Source organism: Kitasatospora sp. NPDC096204, from assembly GCF_044763205.1.
Classification (GTDB): Bacteria; Actinomycetota; Actinomycetes; order Streptomycetales; family Streptomycetaceae; genus Kitasatospora.
Genome location: NZ_JBIWFT010000002.1, coordinates 112,687 through 128,713, shown reverse-complemented (window position 1 = coordinate 128,713; position 16,027 = coordinate 112,687). Strand labels below are relative to the sequence as shown.

Below are 16,027 nucleotides of genomic sequence, written 5' to 3'. Positions count from 1 at the left end.
GTAGGCCGGCGGACGGATGACGGCTGACAGTCGACAGCGGCCGGCGGACGGAGTTCAGCTGACAGATTTCAACATCTGAAATCTGTCAGCTGTCATCCGTCGTCCGTCCTTCGCGCCCCGCCCGGCCGCTCCCCGCGGCCGCGCCTCGTCGTCAGCGGTTCTGGAACTCCGGCGGGCGCTTCTCGGCGAAGGCCGCCATGCCCTCCTTCTGGTCCGCCGTGGCGAAGGCCGCGTGGAAGAGCCGGCGCTCGAAGCGCACGCCCTCGGCGAGCGTGGTCTCGAAGGCGCGGTTGACGCTCTCCTTCATCATGATCGCCGCCGGGGTGGACATCGCCGCGACGGTCTCCGCGGTGGCCAGCGCCTCGGACAGCAGCTGGTCCGCCGGGACGATCCGGGAGACCAGGCCGGCCCGCTCGGCCTCCTCGGCGCCCATCATCCGGCCGGTCAGGCACAGTTCCATGGCCTTCGCCTTGCCGACCGCGCGGGTCAGCCGCTGCGAGCCGCCGATGCCCGGGATCACGCCGAGCTTGATCTCCGGCTGCCCGAACTTCGCGGTGTCCGCCGCCAGCAGGATGTCGCACAGCATCGCCAGCTCGCAGCCGCCGCCCAGCGCGAACCCGGCCACCGCCGCGATCACCGGCTTGCGCAGGGCGCCGAGCCGGTCCCACGGGCCCAGCCAGTCGTCCAGGTAGACGTCCGGGAAGCGGTTGCCCTGCATCTCCTTGATGTCGGCGCCGGCCGCGAAGGCCTTCTCCGAGCCGGTGATCACCAGACAGCCGATCTCCGGGTCCCGGTCGAAGGCGGTCGCGGCGGCGACCACCTCGTTCATGAGTCGGGTGTTGAGCGCGTTGAGCGCCTTGGGCCGGTTGAGCGTGATCAGCCCCACCCGCCCCTTGCGCTCGACCAGGATCGTCTCGTAGGTCTCGGTCTCGGTCATCGCCGTCGACTCCCATTTCCGCTGCTCGGCGCCCGTGGGCGCGCCTGACCACCCAACGATCTACGACGCGCCCCGCCTCGCGCCAGTCTTGGTATGCGAGACGCCGGTCACCAGTCGGTGGAGGGGTGTGCGCATGTGGGTCGGAAGCGGCCGCCGTAGCGCTCCGCGGCCCGCCGTACCGTCTCCGCCCCGATCCCGCCCCGGCGGGCCGGCGCGGCCAGCGCCGTCTGGAACTGCCCGTCCGGCACCTCGCCCAGCCGACGGACCAGTGCACCCGTGGTGTCGCGGGCCAGCAGCTCGCCCCAGGCCTCGCCCACAGCGACTTGACGACGTTCCAGCCGGCCGCGCGGAACCGGTGCTCCAGCTCCCGCACGATCCTGCCGTTGCCGCGCACCGGCCCGTCGAGGCGCTGCAGGTTGCAGTTGACGACGAAGGTGAGGTTGTCCAGCCCTTCCCGGGCGGCCAGGGCGAGCGCGGCGGTGGCCTCGGGCTCGTCCTCTCGCCGTCGCCGAGGAAGGCCCACACGTGCGAGCCGGAGGTGTCCCTGATCCCGCGTGCGGTCAAGTACCGGTTGAACCGGGCCTGGTGGATCGCCGAGAGCGGCCCGAGGCCCATCGAGACGGTCGGGAACTCCCGGAACCAGGGCAGCCGGCGCGGGTGGGGGCAGGAGGGCAGGCCCTCGCCGCCGACCTCCTGGCGGAAGCGGTCCAGCCGGGCCTCGGGGATCCGGCCCTCCAGGAACGCGCGGGCGTAGACGCCGGGGGCGGCGTGGCCCTGCACGTACAGCTGGTCGCCGGAGCCGTCGGCGTCCTTGCCGCGGAAGAAGTGCTGGAAGCCGACTTCGTACAGCCAGGCGGCGGAGGCGTAGGTGGCCATGTGCCCGCCCAGGCCGCCGCGGTGGTTGCCCCTGGTCGCCATGGCGCCACTCCGCGGTCTCCTCGGGGTCCTGGTCGGGAAGCCGGCCGAGCTGGGACACGGGGGTTCCCCTTTGCGGGTGCGCTTCAGGGTCCTTATTCCGGAATGCGGAAAAATGTTCCTGTGCGGGGGTGGTTCAGTCGGAGTGCCGGGCGTACTCCAGGACGTGCTCGGCCAGCAGCTCGCCGACCGCCGGATCCTGCCGCCGGAAGGCCTCGATCAGCGGCCGGTGGTCGGAGGCGTTCTCGTGCAGCTCCGGCCGGACGCGGTGCAGCGACAGCACCGTCCACACCTCGACCCCGAGGCCCTCCCAACTGCGCAACAGCGTCCCGTTGCCGGAGGCGGCCACGATTTCGCGGTGGAAGGCCACCCCGTGCCGGGCCTGGCCGAGGGCGTCGCCCGCGGCCGCGGCCTCCGCCATCCGTTCGGCGTGCCGCTCCAGGGCGGTGGTGTCCCCGGCCAGTCGGACCACCGCCGCCTCGGCGGCCAGCCGCTCCAGCGCGGCCCGCACCTGGTAGACCTCGCGCAGCTCGGCCGGGCCGATCGCCCGCACCCGCACACCCCGGTTGGGCTCGGCGTCGAGCAGCCCGAGGGTCTGGAGCGCGCGCAGTGCCTCGCGGACCGGTGCCTGGCTGACGTTCAACTCGGCCGCCAGGCGCCGTTCGACGATCCGGTCCCCGGGTTGCCAGCGGCCGTTCAGCAGGCCTTCCAGCAGCAGTTCGCGCACCTGCTCGCCCAGCGGTACCCGGGACAGCGGGTCGGTGTCCCCGGTCGGGGTCGATGGTGGGGCCGGGTGGTTCATGGCGGGCTCCAGGTGTGCCGGTGGCGGAGGGGCGGGGGTCAGGCCAGGCCGAGTTCGTCGCCCTCGCGCGGGGCGAGGAAGCGGGCGACGTCCGCCTCCGTCACCTCGGCGAGCGTGCCGGGCCGCCAGCGGGGGGCGCGGTCCTTGTCGATCACCTGCGCCCGGATGCCCTCGACCATGTCGTGGCCCTCCAGCGCGGCGCAGGAGATCCGGTACTCCTGGTCGAGCACGGCCTCCAGCGAGGGGAGCGCGCGGGCGCGGCGCAGTGCGGCCAGGGTGGTCTTGACGGCGGTGGGGGAGTTCGACAGGAGGGCTTCCGCGGCCTCCTTCGCCTCCGGGACACCGGAGTTCAGCAGCCGCTCGACGATCTCCTCGACCGTGTCGGCCGCGTAGCAGGCGTCGATCCAGGCGCGCCGGCCGGCCAGTGCGGCGGGCGGAGCGGGCTCGGCGTGCGCGGCAACGACGGCCGCCACCTCGGCGGTGCCGCCCCCGGTCGCCGTGGCGGTGTTCCGGCCCAGGGCGTCCAGCAGCTCCGCGATGCGCGACGAGGGCACGAAGTGGTCCGCGAACCCGCACAGCAGGGCGTCGCCCGGGCCCATCGCGGCCGCGGTGAGACCGAGGTGGGTGCCCAACTCGCCCGGGGCGTGGGCCAGCAGCCGGCTGCCGCCGACGTCCGGGGCGATGCCGATCCGGGTCTCGGGCATCGCGACGGTGGAGCGCTCGGTGACGATCCGCACCGCGCCGTGGGCGGACACGCCGACGCCTCCGCCCATGGTGATGCCGTCCATCACCGCGACGTACGGCTTCGGGTAGCGGGCGATCAGCGCGTTCAGCCGGTACTCGTCGCGGAAGAACGCCCGGGTGCCGGCCCCGCCCGCCTTGGCGTCGTCGTGCATCGCGCGGATGTCGCCGCCCGCGCACAGGCCGCGCTCGCCCGCGCCGGTCAGCACGACGGCGCGTATCCGGTCGTCCGCGGCCCAGTCGTGCAGGGTGGAGCGCAGGGCGGTGACCATGCCGTGGGTCAGCGAGTTGAGCGCCCGTGGACGGTTCAGCACCAGCCGTCCGACGCCGCCGTCCAGGAACGCCCGGACCTCCGCCACCTCTGTGTCCATCGGGTCCGCTCCCGTCCCTCGGCGATGTCGACCTGGCCCTGCCGGAATCCTGGCGTCCACCGTACCGGGGCGGTGGGGAGTCCTGATCGCCGGGCCGCGTGGGCCTGGGCGGGTGTGCGGTCGCGGCTCAGGGCCAGGCGCGCAGGGCGAGTTCGGCGGTGCGGGTCAGGTCGGCGGCGGTGGCGCCGTCCCTGGCCTGCTGGGACATGCCCTGCAGGACCGCGCCGAAGTAGCCGGCCAGTGCCTTCGGGTCGGCCTCGGGCGGCAGTTCGCCGTCCTGCCGCGCCCGGCGCAGCCGCTCCTCGAAGGTCCGCAGGTTCCCGTTGCGCCGCTCGCGCAGCCGGTCCTGGATGCCGGCGTCCTGCGGGGTGACGTTGGTGGCCGCGGAGATCACCAGGCAGCCCGCCGGATGCGACGGGTCGGCGTAGACGGCGGCGGCCTCGCGCAGGATGCGGGCGAAGGCGCCGTACGCGGTGGGTTCCTCCGCGAGGGCGACGGTCGCGAACGCGCCGGCGGGGGAGAGCCCGTAATGGCGGACCACCTCCTCGAACAGCGACCGCTTGTCGCCGAAGGCCGCGTAGAGGCTGCCGGGGCGGATGCCCATGGCGGTGGTGAGGTCGCTGACCGAGGTGGCCTCGTAGCCGAGCTGCCAGAACAGCCGGGTGGCCGCGGCGAGCGCCTCGGCGCGGTCGAAGGCCGGCGGGCGGCCGCGCCGCGGGGGTGGTGTGGGGCCGGTCGTCCCGCCTCCGGGCGCCGCTGTCGCCGTGTGCTCCTCTGTCATGCGCCGAATTTTAGAGCACCCGTTCAAGAAATGTGTGCTAGCTTCTTTCTTGAGCGGTCGCTCAATAATTATCGGGGGCAGCAGAGGGGGCTCGACATGGGCGAGGACAGGCTTCAGGGCAGGACGGCGCTGGTCACGGGCGCCAGCAGGGGGATCGGCCGGGCCATCGCCCGCCGGCTCGGGCGGGACGGCGCCGTCGTCGCCGTCGGCTACGCCCGGGACGTGGCGGCGGCGGAGGAGGTGGTGGCGGGCATCCGCGCGGACGGCGGGCGGGCCTTCGCGCTGCCCGCCGCGCTCGGACGGCGCGGCGACGCCGTCGCGCTGTGGGAGGCCTTCGACGCGCGGATCGGCGAGCACGCGCCCACCGGGGGCGTCGACATCATCGTGAACAACGCCGGGATCGGGCGCAGCTCCGACCTCGCCGGCCTGACCGAGGAGGAGTTCGACGAGGTCTTCGCGGTCAACGTCCGCGCGCCCTTCTTCATCGTCAAGCACGGGCTGGAGCGGCTGCGCGACGGCGGGCGGATCATCAACGTCTCCAGCGGCCTGGCCCGGCTCGCCATGCCGGAGATCATGGCCTACGGCGCCACCAAGGGGGCGCTGGACACCTTCTCGCTCAACCTCGCCCAGCAGCTCGGGCCGCGCGGGATCACCGTCAACTCCGTGGCGCCCGGGATCATCGACACCGACCTCAACGCGGACTGGCTGCGCGACCCGGAGGCGAGGGCGCAGGCGGCCTCGCTCGCCGCGCTCGGCCGGGTCGGCGCACCGGAGGACATCGCGGACATCGTCGCGTTCATCGCCTCGGACGACGCGCGGTGGATGACCGGGCGGGTGGTCGACGCCACCGGCGGCTCGCGGCTGTAGGCGGGGCGGGCCCGCGACGGGGCGGGCCGCGGGCGGGGCGGGCCGACTGTCCGGTCGGAGACGGGCGAACGACTGACAGCTGACAGATGATGAAATCTGTCAGCTGTTATCCGTTATCCGTTATCCGTTGCCCGTCAGCTGTGACCCGGTGGCCCCGCAGCCCGCGGACTCTCAGCCCCGGACCCGCCCCGTGACCTCGCCGAAGCCGATCACGGCGCCGTCCGGCCCCGGCGCGGTGGCGGTGATGGTCACCTCGTCGCCGTCCTCCAGGAACGTGCGGGTCGTCCCGTCCGGGAGCTTCAGCGGCTCCTCGCCGTTCCAGGTCAGCTCGATCAGCGCGCCCCGGGTGTCCCGCTCGGGACCGCTGACCGTCCCCGACGCGAACAGGTCGCCGGTGCGCAGCGAAGCGCCGTTGACGGTCATGTGCGCCAACTGCTGCTGCGCCGTCCAGTACATGGTGGCGAACGGCGGCCGGGAGACCGGGTGCCCGTTCAGCCGGACCTCCATCGCCAGGTCCAGGCCCCACGGCTCGCCGCCCCGGTCGTCCAGGTACGGCAGCGGCTCGACGTCGCGCTCCGGCGGCGTGACCCGGGCGTGCTCCAGCGCGTCCAGCGGCACGATCCACGGCGAGACCGAGGTCGCGAAGGACTTGCCGAGGAACGGGCCGAGCGGCACGTACTCCCAGGCCTGGATGTCGCGCGCCGACCAGTCGTTGAGCAGGCAGACGCCGAACACGTGCTCGCGGAAGTCGCCCAGTGCGACCGGACGGCCCAGCTCCGACGGCGCGCCGACGACGAAGCCGACCTCGGCCTCGATGTCCAGCCGCCGCGACGGCCCGAAGGTCGGTGCGGCGTCGGCGGGCGCCTTGCGCTGCCCGTGCGGCCGCACCACCGGCGTACCGGAGACCACGACCGTGCCCGCCCGCCCGTGGTAACCGATCGGCAGGTGCTTCCAGTTGGGGGTGAGCGGCTCCGAGCCCGGGCGGAAGATCCGGCCCAGGTTGGTGGCGTGGTGCTCCGAGGCGTAGAAGTCGACGTAGTCGGCGACCTCGAACGGCAGGTGCAACTCCACCTCGTCGGCCGGCAGCAGCGCCGGCGACAGCGCCTCACGGAAGGACTCGTCCGTGAGCCAGGTGGTGAGGTCCGCCCGCACCCGGGTCCAGACCGGACGCCCCGCCGCCATCAGCGGGTTGAGCGAGTCGGCGTCCAGCAGCGCCGACGGCGCCCCGGCCGCCCGGGCGGCCGCCCCGGCGTCCAGCACGAAGTCCCCGACGCGCACGCCGATCCGGCGCCGCCCGGGCCGGTCGGCCGCGGTGAAGACGCCGTACGGCAGGTTGTGCACGCCGAACGGCGAGTCCTGGGCGCCGGCGAGCCAGCTGCCGGTGCTGCTGGGGGTGGTGCTCAACGGTCCTCCTGGTGCAGTGGACTGGGCGAGGACAGCAGGCCGAGCGCGGCCAGGTCGCCCAGGGGCTCGGCGATGCTACACGTGCCGAACGCGGTGAACGAGTTGCGGATCACCGTGATCTGACGGTCCGTCAGCGCAAGCGCCGCCTTGGCCAGCGCCTCGCCGTCGCGCTCCGCCAGTACCGCGGCGGCCGCGGCCCGGTCGGTCTCCTGCGCGGCCAGCAGCACGTTCAGGAAGCCGTGGTGCTCGAAGCCGGTCTCCGGGTCGGTGTGTCGGACGGCGTTGTGCAGCCCGGCCGTGCACTTGTACGGCAGCCCCCGCCGCGCGCAGCCGGCGAGGAAGGCGGCCAGCTCGTCCTCGTCCGGGAACGCCTCGGCGACCAGCCCACCGGTGCGGAACTTCGCCCGGTACGGGCTGTCCACCAGCGCGTCCAGGACGGCGTCCAGGCCGTCCCCGCCCAGGAGTTCGCGCGGCAGCTCGATGGCGGCCGGGACGTGCGGCGGCAGCAGCCGGTCCAGCGCGGCCACCGCCTCGGTGGCGTCCCGGGTGGCCAGCTCGACGCCGGCCAGCTCGAACGACGCGGCGGCGGCGAGCGCCGGGGCGAGCTCCGCGCTGCCCCCCGGCAGCACCAGCCCGACCTTGAGCGGCCGGTCGCCCGCCGCCGCCGAGTCGTCAGCCCCCGCCGTGCCCCCCGCTGCCGCGGTGGGCGCGCCCACCGCGGCAGCCGTATCCGCGACCGCCGCGGCCAGTTCGCCCAGCCGGCCCGCCCCGCAGAGGAACGGTCCGACCGCCTCGGCGTACCAGGCCGCGCGGTGCGCCCGGTGCGCGGGCACCGCCTCGGCGACCGGCAGGTTCCCCGGGGGGAACACCGCCGCGTCGTCGAACAGCCCGCGGAACAGCTCGGGGACCGCTGTCGCAACCGGTGCGGGAACCGGTTCGGGCAGCGCGCCCCCCGTGGTCGGCGCGCTCATCGGCCCGGCCCCCGACCGGCCCAGGTCCAGGCGTAGTCGGCGTCCTCGCCGGCCCGGCCGCCCTCGCCGAGCTCCAGCGGGCGGAAGGTGTCCACCATGACGGCCAGCTCGTCGAAGAACTCCGCGCCGATGCTGCGCTCGTACGCCCCCGGCTGCGGCCCGTGGGTGTGCCCGCCCGGGTGCAGCGAGATCGAGCCCTGGCCGATGCCGGAGCCCTTGCGGGCCGCGTAGTCGCCGCCGCAGTAGAACATGACCTCGTCGCTGTCCACGTTGGCGTGGTAGTAGGGCACCGGGATCGCCAGCGGGTGGTAGTCCACCTTGCGCGGAACGAAGTTGCAGATCACGAAGCCGTTGCCCTCGAAGACCTGGTGGGCCGGCGGCGGCTGGTGGATCCGGCCGGTGATCGGCTCGAAGTCCCTGATGTTGAAGGCGTACGGGTACAGGCAGCCGTCCCAGCCGACCACGTCGAACGGGTGGTGCGGCACGGTGTAGCGGGTGCCCGCGACCCCGTTCGGGCCGCGGTGCTTGACCAGCACGTCGACGTCCCCGGGGGCGTCGACGACCAGCGGGCCGACCGGTCCGCGGAAGTCCCGCTCGCAGTACGGCGCGTGCTCCAGCAACTGCCCGTACTTGGACAGGTAGCGCTTGACCGGGGTGATGTGGCTGTTCGCCTCGATGCAGTACGCGCGCAGCGGCTCGTCGCCCGCCGGCACCCAGCGGTGGGTGGTGGCGCGCGGGATGATCACGTAGTCGCCCTGGCCGACCTCGATCGAGCCGAACACCGTCTCGACCGTGCCGGAGCCGGACTCCACGTACACGCACTCGTCGCCGAGCCCGTTGCGGTAGAGCTCGCTCGGGGCCCCGGCGGCGACGTACGAGATCCGCACGTCGCCGTTGCCGAGGACCAGCCGGCGGCTGCCGACGACGTCCGCGGACTTCCAGTCCTGGTCCGCGAACAGCTCGTGCAGCTTGAAGTGGCGGGGGAGGAGCGGGTGGTTGGGCACCGTGGACTGGTCCGGCAGCTCCCAGGGCACCGCGTTGACCACCGCCGAGGGGATGCCCCGGTGGTAGAGCAGCGAGGAGTCCGAGGAGAACCCCTCCTCACCCATCAACTCCTCGTAGTAGAGCCCGCCTTCGGGAGTGCGGTGCTGGGTGTGCCGCTTGGGCGGGATGCTGCCCAGCTGCCGGTAGTACGCCATCTCCGTGGTCCTCCTCGACCGTTCGTCAGAGCTCGCCGACGCTCAAGACGCTCACAGGTTGCCGCGGCGGTCCTGCTCGCGCTCGATCGACTCGAAGAGCGCCTTGAAGTTGCCCTTGCCGAAGCCGAGCGAACCGTGCCGCTCGATGAACTCGTAGAAGACGGTGGGGCGGTCGCCGATCGGCTTGGTGAAGATCTGCAGCAGGTAGCCGTCCTCGTCGCGGTCGACCAGGATGCCGCGCTTCTTCAGCTCCTCGATCGGCACCCGGACCTTGCCGATCCGCTCGCGCAGCTCCGGGTCGTCGTAGTAGGCGTCCGGGGTGTTGAGGAACTCCACGCCGCGCGCCCGCAGCACGTCCACGGTGGTGAGGATGTCGTTGGTGGCGAGCGCCATGTGCTGGCAGCCGGGGCCGGTGTAGAACTCCAGGTACTCGTCGATCTGGGACTTCTTCTTGGCGATGGCCGGCTCGTTGAGCGGGAACTTCACCCGGTGGTTGCCGCTGGCGACGACCTTGGACATCAGCGCGGAGTACTCGGTGGCGATGTCGTCGCCGACGAACTCGGCCATGTTCACGAAGCCCATGACGCGGTTGTAGAACGACACCCACTCGTCCATCCGGCCCAGCTCGACGTTGCCGACGGCGTGGTCGAGGGCCTGGAAGAGGCGCTTGGGCGAGCCCTCCGGGTGGGTGACCCGGCTCTCCGCGACGACGTAGCCCGGCAGGTACGGGCCGTGGTAGCGGGAGCGGTCGATCAGGGTGTGGCGGGTCTCGCCGTAGGTGGCGATGGCCGCGCGGCGCACGGTGCCGTTCTCGTCCGAGACGTCGTTCGGCTCCTCCAGGACGGTGGCGCCGGACGCGCGGGCGTGCTCGATGCACTTGTCGACGTCCGGGACCTCCAGGGCGAGGTCGACGACGCCGTCGCCGTGGCGGCGGTGGTGGTCCAGCAGCGGGCTGTCCGGCTGGACGCCGCCCTTGATCACGAAGCGGCAGGAGCCGGAGCGGAGCACGTACGCCTTGCGGTCCCGGCGGCCGGTCTCCGGGCCGGAGTAGGCGACCAGCTCCATGCCGAAGACGACCTGGTAGAACTGGGCCGTCTGGGTGGCGTTGCCGACCACGAAGACGACCGCGTCCTGGGCGGTCACCGGGAACGGGTCGGTGGCGGCGTCGTGCTCGACGAGGCCGACGAGGCGGCGCAGCTGGTCGGCGTCAAGACCGGCCTCGCGCTCCTCGGGGGTCAGCTCAAGGGCGTGGGTCTGCGGGGTCATCGCTCGTTCCTCCACTTCGGGCCTCGCCGTCGAGGCTTCCGCTGGATCGCGACCGCACCGCGAACGGGTGGGCGGTGTGGTTGCGGAGAGCTTGCTACTGTCGGGGGCCTTGGGCAACAGGTCGGATTTTGACTGCTCAATGTGTACAAGCTGATCAGAAAATCCCGCTGCCGGCTGCGCAAAATGTGCTACTGACCGGGGATGATGCCCGAAGTCTGTGCAATGGGGCGTTCACGTACTTCCGGGGCCGACGGGGCGCGGGAGGTGCCGGAGGAACCAGTCCGCGGCCAGCTCGGCGACCCTGTCCAGCGTCCCCGGCTCCTCGAACAGGTGGCTCGCGTGCGGCACCACCGCGAGCCCGGTCTCGCAGCGCAGACGGCTGCGGGCCTGCCGGTTGAGGTCGAGCACGGTCCGGTCCAGGGAGCCCACGACGAGCAGTGTCGGGGCGCGGACCCGGGCCAGGGTGTCGGGCCCGGCGAGGTCGGGGCGACCGCCCCGGGAGACCACGGCGCGCACCGCCGGGCCCAGCTCGGCGGCGGTGTGCAGCGCGGCCGCGGCGCCGGTGCTGGCACCGAACAGGCCGAGCGGCAGCGACCGGGTCTCGGGTACGGCGGCGCCCGGGCCGGCTCGTTCCTGGCTGTCGCGTTCCGGGCCGTCGTGTTCCGTACCCTCGCGCTCCGCGCCCAGCTGCCGGGCGACGGCCGTCAGCCGGCCGCCCAGCAGTGCCACGTCGAACACGTTCCGCCGGTCGGGCTCCTCGGCCTCGGTGAGCAGGTCGAACAGCAGCGTGGCCAGCCCGGTCCGGTTCAGGTACTCGGCGACGTACCGGTTGCGCGGGCTGTGCCGGCCGCTGCCGCTGCCGTGCGCGAACAGGACGATCCCGCGCGCTCCGGCCGGGACGGTCAGCCGGCCCGCGAGGCGGGCCCCGGCGACGGGCAGCAGCAGTTCGCGGTCGACCCCGGCGGAGGCGGCGGGCCGGTCGCCGGAGGCCGCGGCCAGCAGCCGCAGCACCTCCTCGTCCTCGGTCTGCGAGAAGTCGGCGTAGAACTCGCCGATCGCGTAGAACGGGGACGGCGTGTCGACGCAGACCAGCTCGTCGGCGACCTCGTCGAGCCGCTCGGCCCAGTCCACGGGCGCGACGGGCACCGCGAGCACCACCCGGCCCGCGCCGCGCTCGCGGACGATCCGGCAAGCCGCCCGGGCGGTGGACCCGGTGGCGATGCCGTCGTCCACCACGACCACCGTGCGTCCGCGCAGGTCGGCGGGCGGCCGGTCGCCCCGGTAGCGACGGGCGCGGCGCTCCAGCTCGGCGCGCTCACGCCGCTCCACCTCGGCCAGCTGCCCGTCCGTGACCGACGAGAACCGGATGACCTGGTCGTTCAGCACCCGGACCCCGTCCTCGCCGATCGCCCCCATGCCGAGCTCGGGCTGGTACGGCACGCCGAGCTTGCGGATCACGCAGATGTCCAGGGGAGCGCCGAGCGCCACGGCGACCTCGGCGGCCACCGGCACACCGCCCCTCGGCAGCGCCACGACCACGGTGTCAGGGCCGGCCAGGTGGCCCAGGCGGGCGGCCAGCCGACGGCCCGCCTCGGTCCGGTCGGCGAAGCGGGTGAAGTGGGTTCCGGTGACGTGCATGACACGGCCTCCGGTTCCACCGTACGTCGTTCCGCTCGGCTCGGGGCGGTCACGGGCGGGTCATGGGCGGGGGCCCGGAGCGGGCCGGGAACCAGGGTGGGATCGGCCGGGATCGGGCCGGGATCCGAACCGGGATTCCGGCCGGGATCGCGGCGGGAGCCGACTGGGATCGCGTCGGGAGCCGTCCGGGATCGGGTCGGGAGCCGGACGGGACGACACCCCCGTGCGGCCGGGACAGTGGGCGGCGCACGGTGGACCACGGAGGCGGGCCACAGAGTCCGCCCGTGACCGGAAGGAGCGGCTGCCATGTCGGGCACCGTCATCACCGACCTGCGCCGCCGAGGCGCCGTCGACCCCGGCCGCCTGCTCGCCGGACCGCTGCGCGGCGTCGGCCTGCAACGGCTCGACCCGGGCTGGTGCGCCGAGCTGGTCGCCGACGGCATCGAGCACGCGATCTACGTCACCGCCGGCTCCGGGCTCGCCGAACTGCCCGAGAGCGCCGTGCACCCGGACCGCCCGGAGCGCGCCGAGGCCGGCCTGCCGCTGGTCGAGGGCACCGCGGTCGTGCTGCCGCTCGGCTCGCGGACCGTCCTGACCGCCGGGACGGCCGGGTTGGAGTTCTTCCACGCCCTGCTCGCCGTCCCGCTCCCCTCCCGAGGAGGTGACCCCAGGTGATCGTCACCACCGACACCGGCGCGGCGATGGTCCTCATCGGCCCGAACGGCGAGCGCGTACGGATCCGCTCCCTGGCCCGGAGCCCGATGCTCGCCAGTGCCTGCGAGGCCTTCGACCACCTGCGCCTGAGCCCGGGCGCCCACCACGTCCTCCCGGGCCGGCCCGACACCGAGACCGTCCTGCACGTGCTGCGCGGCGCCGTCGTCGTCGGCCGACTCTCCGACGAGCCCGAGCACCTGGCCTCCGAAGGAGACCTGCTGCTGGCCCGCCGCGGCCGCGCCCTGCACCTCGAAGCCGGGCCGCTCGGCGCGGAACTGCTCTGCCTGACCCTCGCCGTACCCCGGCACTCCGCCGGCACCCGGGCCGCCCTGGCCCGGCGCCGCGCCACCCGCCGCGACCGGCCCTGACCGGTCCCGCCAGTCCTCGTCCGGAGGCTACCCCTCGTGATACTCGTCCCCGCCGCCGTTCCCCGCACCGCGCCCGCGTTCCAGCGGCTGATCGACCCCGAGCAGCGGCCGGCCGTCCGCGCCGGACTCACCGTCGAGGCGCTGCCGCCGGGCGTCCGGGTCGAGCAACTCCCCTACGAGTCCGTCGAGTCGGTGACCGTGGTGCTCTCCGGCCGGCTGTTCGCGGCCGGCCGGATCCTCTCCCCGGGCGAGGCACTGCACCACCGGCCCGGCACCTCCTACCGGCTCACCGCCCTCCGCGGCACACCGACCGCCGTGCTCACCGTCCGTCCCAACCCCGCCGCCCGGGCCGCCATCCCGGCCCAGCGATCGGACTCGGCGCCCGCCCGGAACTGGCGCCAGGTCGACGTGGGCACCGTCCGCCTCGACCCGGGCACCACCTGCGGCCCGTACACGGACCGCTCGGCGGACACCTTCCTGCTGCTCCTCTCCGGGGCCGCCGTCTTCCTCGGCGAACTCGGTGAAGTACCGCTGATCCCCGGCGACCTGGTCTATGCCAGGGCGGGCGAGCGGTACGGCCTGCGGGCCGGGAGCCGCGGACCGGCCACCGCCGTTCTCGGCCGCGTCGGCGCCCCCGGCGCCGGAGCGGGACCGGAGCGGGAGGGCGGGCCCACGCGCCTGGGGCAGGCCGATCCGCAGAGTTGAGAGCACAGGGCGACCCGCCAGTCGTCGAGACGGATGACAGATGACGGATGACAGATTTCAAAATCTGTTATCTGTCATCTGCCATCTGTCATTCACCTGTTCCTGGCCATCGGAGAGCACGGCAGTACCGCCACCACCTGGGTTCCCCCGTCCTCCGGCAGCGACCGGACGGTGCACCGGCCGCCGACCTCCGCCGCCCGTTCCGCCATCGACCGCATTCCGACTCCGCCGCCACCCGTTCGCAGACGCTGCTCGGCCTGGTACCCCACGCCGTCGTCGTGCACGATCAGTGTCAGTTCCTCCGCGTCCACCCGCAGCGTCACCCGCGCTGTCCGCGCCCGGGCATGCCGCACCACGTTGTTGAGCGCCTCCGCCGTGATGCGGTACGCCGCGTTCTCGACTGCCGCCGGCAGGTCCGGCAGTGGATCCGATGACAGCTCCACCGTCACGGTCAGCCCGGTCCCGGTGAAGGTCTCCGCGAGTCGGCGTACCGCTCGCGTCAGGCCGAACTCGCAGACCGGTGCCGGCCCGAGCCGGTCGGTGATCCGGCGGACGTCCTTGAGCGCCAGCCCCAGGCCGTCCGACACCCTGTGCAGGGTGTCCGCGAGCCTGCCGTCGGCCTCCGAGCCCGCGTTGTCCACCTGCAGTCGCAGTCCGGCCAGGGCGGGCCCGAGCCCGTCGTGGATGTCCCGCCTCAGCCACCGCCGTTCCTCCTCCCGCGCGGAGACGACCTGTTCCCGGCTGGCTCGAAGGTCCTCCTGGAGCCGCAGTGAGGCGACTGCCGGCGAGGCCTGGTCGGCGAGCGAACGCAGGATGTCGACGTCGCTGGCGTCCAGTCGCTGCTCGCCGGAGCGCAGTCCCACGGTCAATGTGCCGATCTTCATCCCGTTGTGGAACAGCAGGAAGTCCTGGCTGAGCCCGCCCAGTCTTCCGGTTGTGGCCAGGGTGCGGTACCCGGACTGGGTGATGACGGAGAGGGCGACTCCGGGCAGTCGCAGTTCCTCGGCGACCGTCGAGCACAGTGTCTCCGGAATGTGCTCCGGATCGACCACCTGCCGCAACCTCCCGGCGAGCGTTCGCAGCACCTGATACGGCTGTGCGCGCTCGCCGAAGTACAGCCGGTCGACCAGGGCGACGGCTCCCCGCGCCGCACGGGGAAGCGCCGCGCCGAGCGCGTACACCAGGGCGATCAGCACCAGGGCTGCCGCGCCGTGGCCGGGGACCAGCCAGTCGGACAGCACGGCGGCGGCCACCACGAACAGCCCGGTGACCCCTGTGCCCAGCAATAGCCCGATCAGTACATTGCGGGCTGCCCTGTCGAGCCGCCAGCCGTGATGCCGCACGACCAGGAAGCTCACGACGGCCCAAACCAGACCCGCGACGGCGTAGAGCACATAGGTGAGCCAGAAGTGCTCACTCGACAGCCGGGAGTACAGGGCCACGGTCGCAGCGAAGAGCGAATACGTTCCGAGCATCGCCAGCACCCGGAACCGGCGCCTGCGAGTCACTTCCGCGTCGTTGCCCCGGCTGCGACGTCGCAGCATTCGAGTCAACAGGACGATCGCCACGAACCCGAGGAGGCAGTCGTTGATCAGCCGGTCGTGGTCGGTCCAGGTGCCGGCCATGGTGCTGAAGAAGCGTGCCGGAGGAGTGCCCGCCAGCGGATTCGGCCGCCCGAAGGAATGGGGACGGTCGAGCAGCGCGGCCGCGTCCGGAACCGTGTACAGCGAGACGGCCGCGATGTACCACCACCATCGCCGTGTCGTCAGCCGACCGTCCGGTAGCCACAGTGGTAGCGCGTAGATGATCGTCGAGCTGACCGAAAGGCCGATCACTTCGACGACCAGGATGGCGCCGATGAGGCCAGGGGTGGTGACCTCGACCCAGGCCGGTGCGGTCGGGGCGAGTGTCAGGATGAAGCTCAAGGCCCACACCAGGAAGACCCAGCCGAGCGGGCTGCCGGGGCGGTGGGCGTGCAGCAGCATGCCCGCGGCGGCGGCCGGAAGGATGGCGAGCAGGTTGAGGAGTGCCTCCCGGGGGACGGACACGCCCGGATCGCCCACGTGCACGAGCACGTAGCAGATCCACAGCGTCGCGACGATGAAGCAGACCGCCGTGACGACCGCCGCAGCGGTCAGTTGCCGCTCGGTCCGCGTGCGGTGCGGGTGAGAGATCGCCGTGGCCATGGCACCACCTCTTGGACGGGCTCGGTCGACAGGGCGCCGGTCCCGCGGACCCAAGCCTCGGCGGCCCGGTGTCCCGGGTGCCTGAGGCACCGGTCTCGGATCCTGGCGCAGGTGGGCCGACACGCCGAGGTGTTCACGAGCATGTCACGGAAAGTCACGCTA

Annotated in this window: 14 protein-coding genes and 1 pseudogene; 4 read left to right on the top strand and 11 right to left on the bottom strand. The window is 73.2% G+C overall.

The window, feature by feature from the left end:
* Positions 1-151: 151 nt before the first annotated feature.
* The 5 genes and pseudogenes from ACIQ87_RS02350 to ACIQ87_RS02330 all read right to left on the bottom strand — a co-directional run bounded on the left by ACIQ87_RS02350 (position 152) and on the right by ACIQ87_RS02330 (position 4,547).
* Positions 152-937 carry an enoyl-CoA hydratase gene (locus ACIQ87_RS02350; protein WP_402400307.1) on the bottom strand — a complete coding sequence of 262 codons (786 nt, stop codon included), beginning with the start codon at positions 935-937 and terminating at the stop codon, positions 152-154.
* 206 nt (positions 938-1,143) lie between these two features.
* Positions 1,144-1,858: pseudogene (locus ACIQ87_RS02345) on the bottom strand (pyruvate dehydrogenase (acetyl-transferring), homodimeric type); the annotation flags it as partial.
* A gap of 130 nt (positions 1,859-1,988) precedes the next feature.
* Complete coding sequence (locus ACIQ87_RS02340) at positions 1,989-2,654, bottom strand: GntR family transcriptional regulator (RefSeq protein WP_402400304.1); 666 nt, start codon at positions 2,652-2,654, stop codon at positions 1,989-1,991.
* Positions 2,655-2,692: 38 nt separating this feature from the next.
* Positions 2,693-3,766 carry an enoyl-CoA hydratase/isomerase family protein gene (locus ACIQ87_RS02335; protein ID WP_402400303.1) on the bottom strand — a complete coding sequence of 358 codons (1,074 nt, stop codon included), beginning with the start codon at positions 3,764-3,766 and terminating at the stop codon, positions 2,693-2,695.
* A gap of 127 nt (positions 3,767-3,893) precedes the next feature.
* Positions 3,894-4,547, bottom strand: coding sequence for a TetR/AcrR family transcriptional regulator (locus tag ACIQ87_RS02330; protein ID WP_402400300.1), 654 nt, complete (start codon positions 4,545-4,547; stop codon positions 3,894-3,896).
* A gap of 96 nt (positions 4,548-4,643) precedes the next feature.
* Here ACIQ87_RS02330 and ACIQ87_RS02325 point away from each other — a divergent pair, with 96 nt between their 5' ends.
* Positions 4,644-5,414: an SDR family oxidoreductase gene (locus ACIQ87_RS02325; RefSeq protein WP_402400298.1), complete on the top strand. Its 771-nt coding sequence runs from the start codon at positions 4,644-4,646 to the stop codon at positions 5,412-5,414.
* A 171-nt stretch (positions 5,415-5,585) separates the two neighbouring features.
* On the opposite strand, the gene fahA is transcribed toward ACIQ87_RS02325, so the two are convergent.
* The 5 genes from fahA to ACIQ87_RS02300 form a co-directional block, all read right to left on the bottom strand.
* Positions 5,586-6,818, bottom strand: coding sequence for a fumarylacetoacetase (gene fahA, locus ACIQ87_RS02320; protein ID WP_402400295.1), 1,233 nt, complete (start codon positions 6,816-6,818; stop codon positions 5,586-5,588).
* The gene (locus ACIQ87_RS02315) at positions 6,815-7,789 is read right to left on the bottom strand and encodes a hypothetical protein (protein WP_402400292.1); all 975 of its coding nucleotides are present in this window, start codon (positions 7,787-7,789) and stop codon (positions 6,815-6,817) included. Before ACIQ87_RS02315 ends, fahA begins: the two co-directional genes overlap by 4 nt.
* A complete protein-coding gene (locus tag ACIQ87_RS02310) occupies positions 7,786-8,988 on the bottom strand; it encodes a homogentisate 1,2-dioxygenase (RefSeq protein ID WP_402400289.1) in 1,203 nt (400 codons plus the stop codon). The genes ACIQ87_RS02315 and ACIQ87_RS02310 overlap by 4 nt, the downstream gene beginning before the upstream one ends.
* Positions 8,989-9,039: 51 nt before the next feature.
* The gene (gene hppD / locus ACIQ87_RS02305; protein WP_402400285.1) at positions 9,040-10,254 is read right to left on the bottom strand and encodes a 4-hydroxyphenylpyruvate dioxygenase; all 1,215 of its coding nucleotides are present in this window, start codon (positions 10,252-10,254) and stop codon (positions 9,040-9,042) included.
* A 231-nt stretch (positions 10,255-10,485) separates the two neighbouring features.
* Entirely contained in the window at positions 10,486-11,892 is a 1,407-nt protein-coding gene (locus ACIQ87_RS02300) for a phosphoribosyltransferase family protein (protein WP_402400282.1), read from the bottom strand.
* A gap of 306 nt (positions 11,893-12,198) precedes the next feature.
* On the opposite strand from ACIQ87_RS02300, the gene ACIQ87_RS02295 reads away from it, so the two are divergent.
* Genes ACIQ87_RS02295 through ACIQ87_RS02285 form a run of 3 tightly spaced genes read left to right on the top strand, consistent with a single transcriptional unit; the run spans position 12,199 to position 13,679 of the window.
* Positions 12,199-12,567: a hypothetical protein gene (locus tag ACIQ87_RS02295; protein WP_402400279.1), complete on the top strand. Its 369-nt coding sequence runs from the start codon at positions 12,199-12,201 to the stop codon at positions 12,565-12,567.
* Entirely contained in the window at positions 12,564-12,974 is a 411-nt protein-coding gene (locus ACIQ87_RS02290) for a hypothetical protein (protein WP_392872055.1), read from the top strand. Before ACIQ87_RS02295 ends, ACIQ87_RS02290 begins: the two co-directional genes overlap by 4 nt.
* A gap of 36 nt (positions 12,975-13,010) precedes the next feature.
* A complete protein-coding gene (locus tag ACIQ87_RS02285) occupies positions 13,011-13,679 on the top strand; it encodes a hypothetical protein (RefSeq protein ID WP_402400276.1) in 669 nt (222 codons plus the stop codon).
* A gap of 92 nt (positions 13,680-13,771) precedes the next feature.
* Here ACIQ87_RS02285 and ACIQ87_RS02280 read toward each other — a convergent pair whose 3' ends face one another.
* Entirely contained in the window at positions 13,772-15,865 is a 2,094-nt protein-coding gene (locus tag ACIQ87_RS02280; protein WP_402400272.1) for a sensor histidine kinase, read from the bottom strand.
* Between the last annotated feature and the right edge of the window lie 162 nt (positions 15,866-16,027).

What these genes read in the sequence shown, in the direction of transcription:
- ACIQ87_RS02310 (WP_402400289.1), bottom strand. Translation starts at nt 8,988, where the DNA reads ATGGCGTACTACCGGCAGCTGGGCAGCATCCCGCCCAAGCGGCACACC.
- ACIQ87_RS02340 (WP_402400304.1), bottom strand. Translation starts at nt 2,654, where the DNA reads ATGAACCACCCGGCCCCACCATCGACCCCGACCGGGGACACCGACCCG.
- ACIQ87_RS02330 (WP_402400300.1), bottom strand. Translation starts at nt 4,547, where the DNA reads ATGACAGAGGAGCACACGGCGACAGCGGCGCCCGGAGGCGGGACGACC.
- ACIQ87_RS02350 (WP_402400307.1), bottom strand. Translation starts at nt 937, where the DNA reads ATGACCGAGACCGAGACCTACGAGACGATCCTGGTCGAGCGCAAGGGG.
- ACIQ87_RS02300 (WP_402400282.1), bottom strand. Translation starts at nt 11,892, where the DNA reads ATGCACGTCACCGGAACCCACTTCACCCGCTTCGCCGACCGGACCGAG.
- ACIQ87_RS02325 (WP_402400298.1), top strand. Translation starts at nt 4,644, where the DNA reads ATGGGCGAGGACAGGCTTCAGGGCAGGACGGCGCTGGTCACGGGCGCC.
- hppD (WP_402400285.1), bottom strand. Translation starts at nt 10,254, where the DNA reads ATGACCCCGCAGACCCACGCCCTTGAGCTGACCCCCGAGGAGCGCGAG.
- ACIQ87_RS02280 (WP_402400272.1), bottom strand. Translation starts at nt 15,865, where the DNA reads ATGGCCACGGCGATCTCTCACCCGCACCGCACGCGGACCGAGCGGCAA.
- ACIQ87_RS02335 (WP_402400303.1), bottom strand. Translation starts at nt 3,766, where the DNA reads ATGGACACAGAGGTGGCGGAGGTCCGGGCGTTCCTGGACGGCGGCGTC.
- ACIQ87_RS02295 (WP_402400279.1), top strand. Translation starts at nt 12,199, where the DNA reads ATGTCGGGCACCGTCATCACCGACCTGCGCCGCCGAGGCGCCGTCGAC.
- ACIQ87_RS02315 (WP_402400292.1), bottom strand. Translation starts at nt 7,789, where the DNA reads ATGAGCGCGCCGACCACGGGGGGCGCGCTGCCCGAACCGGTTCCCGCA.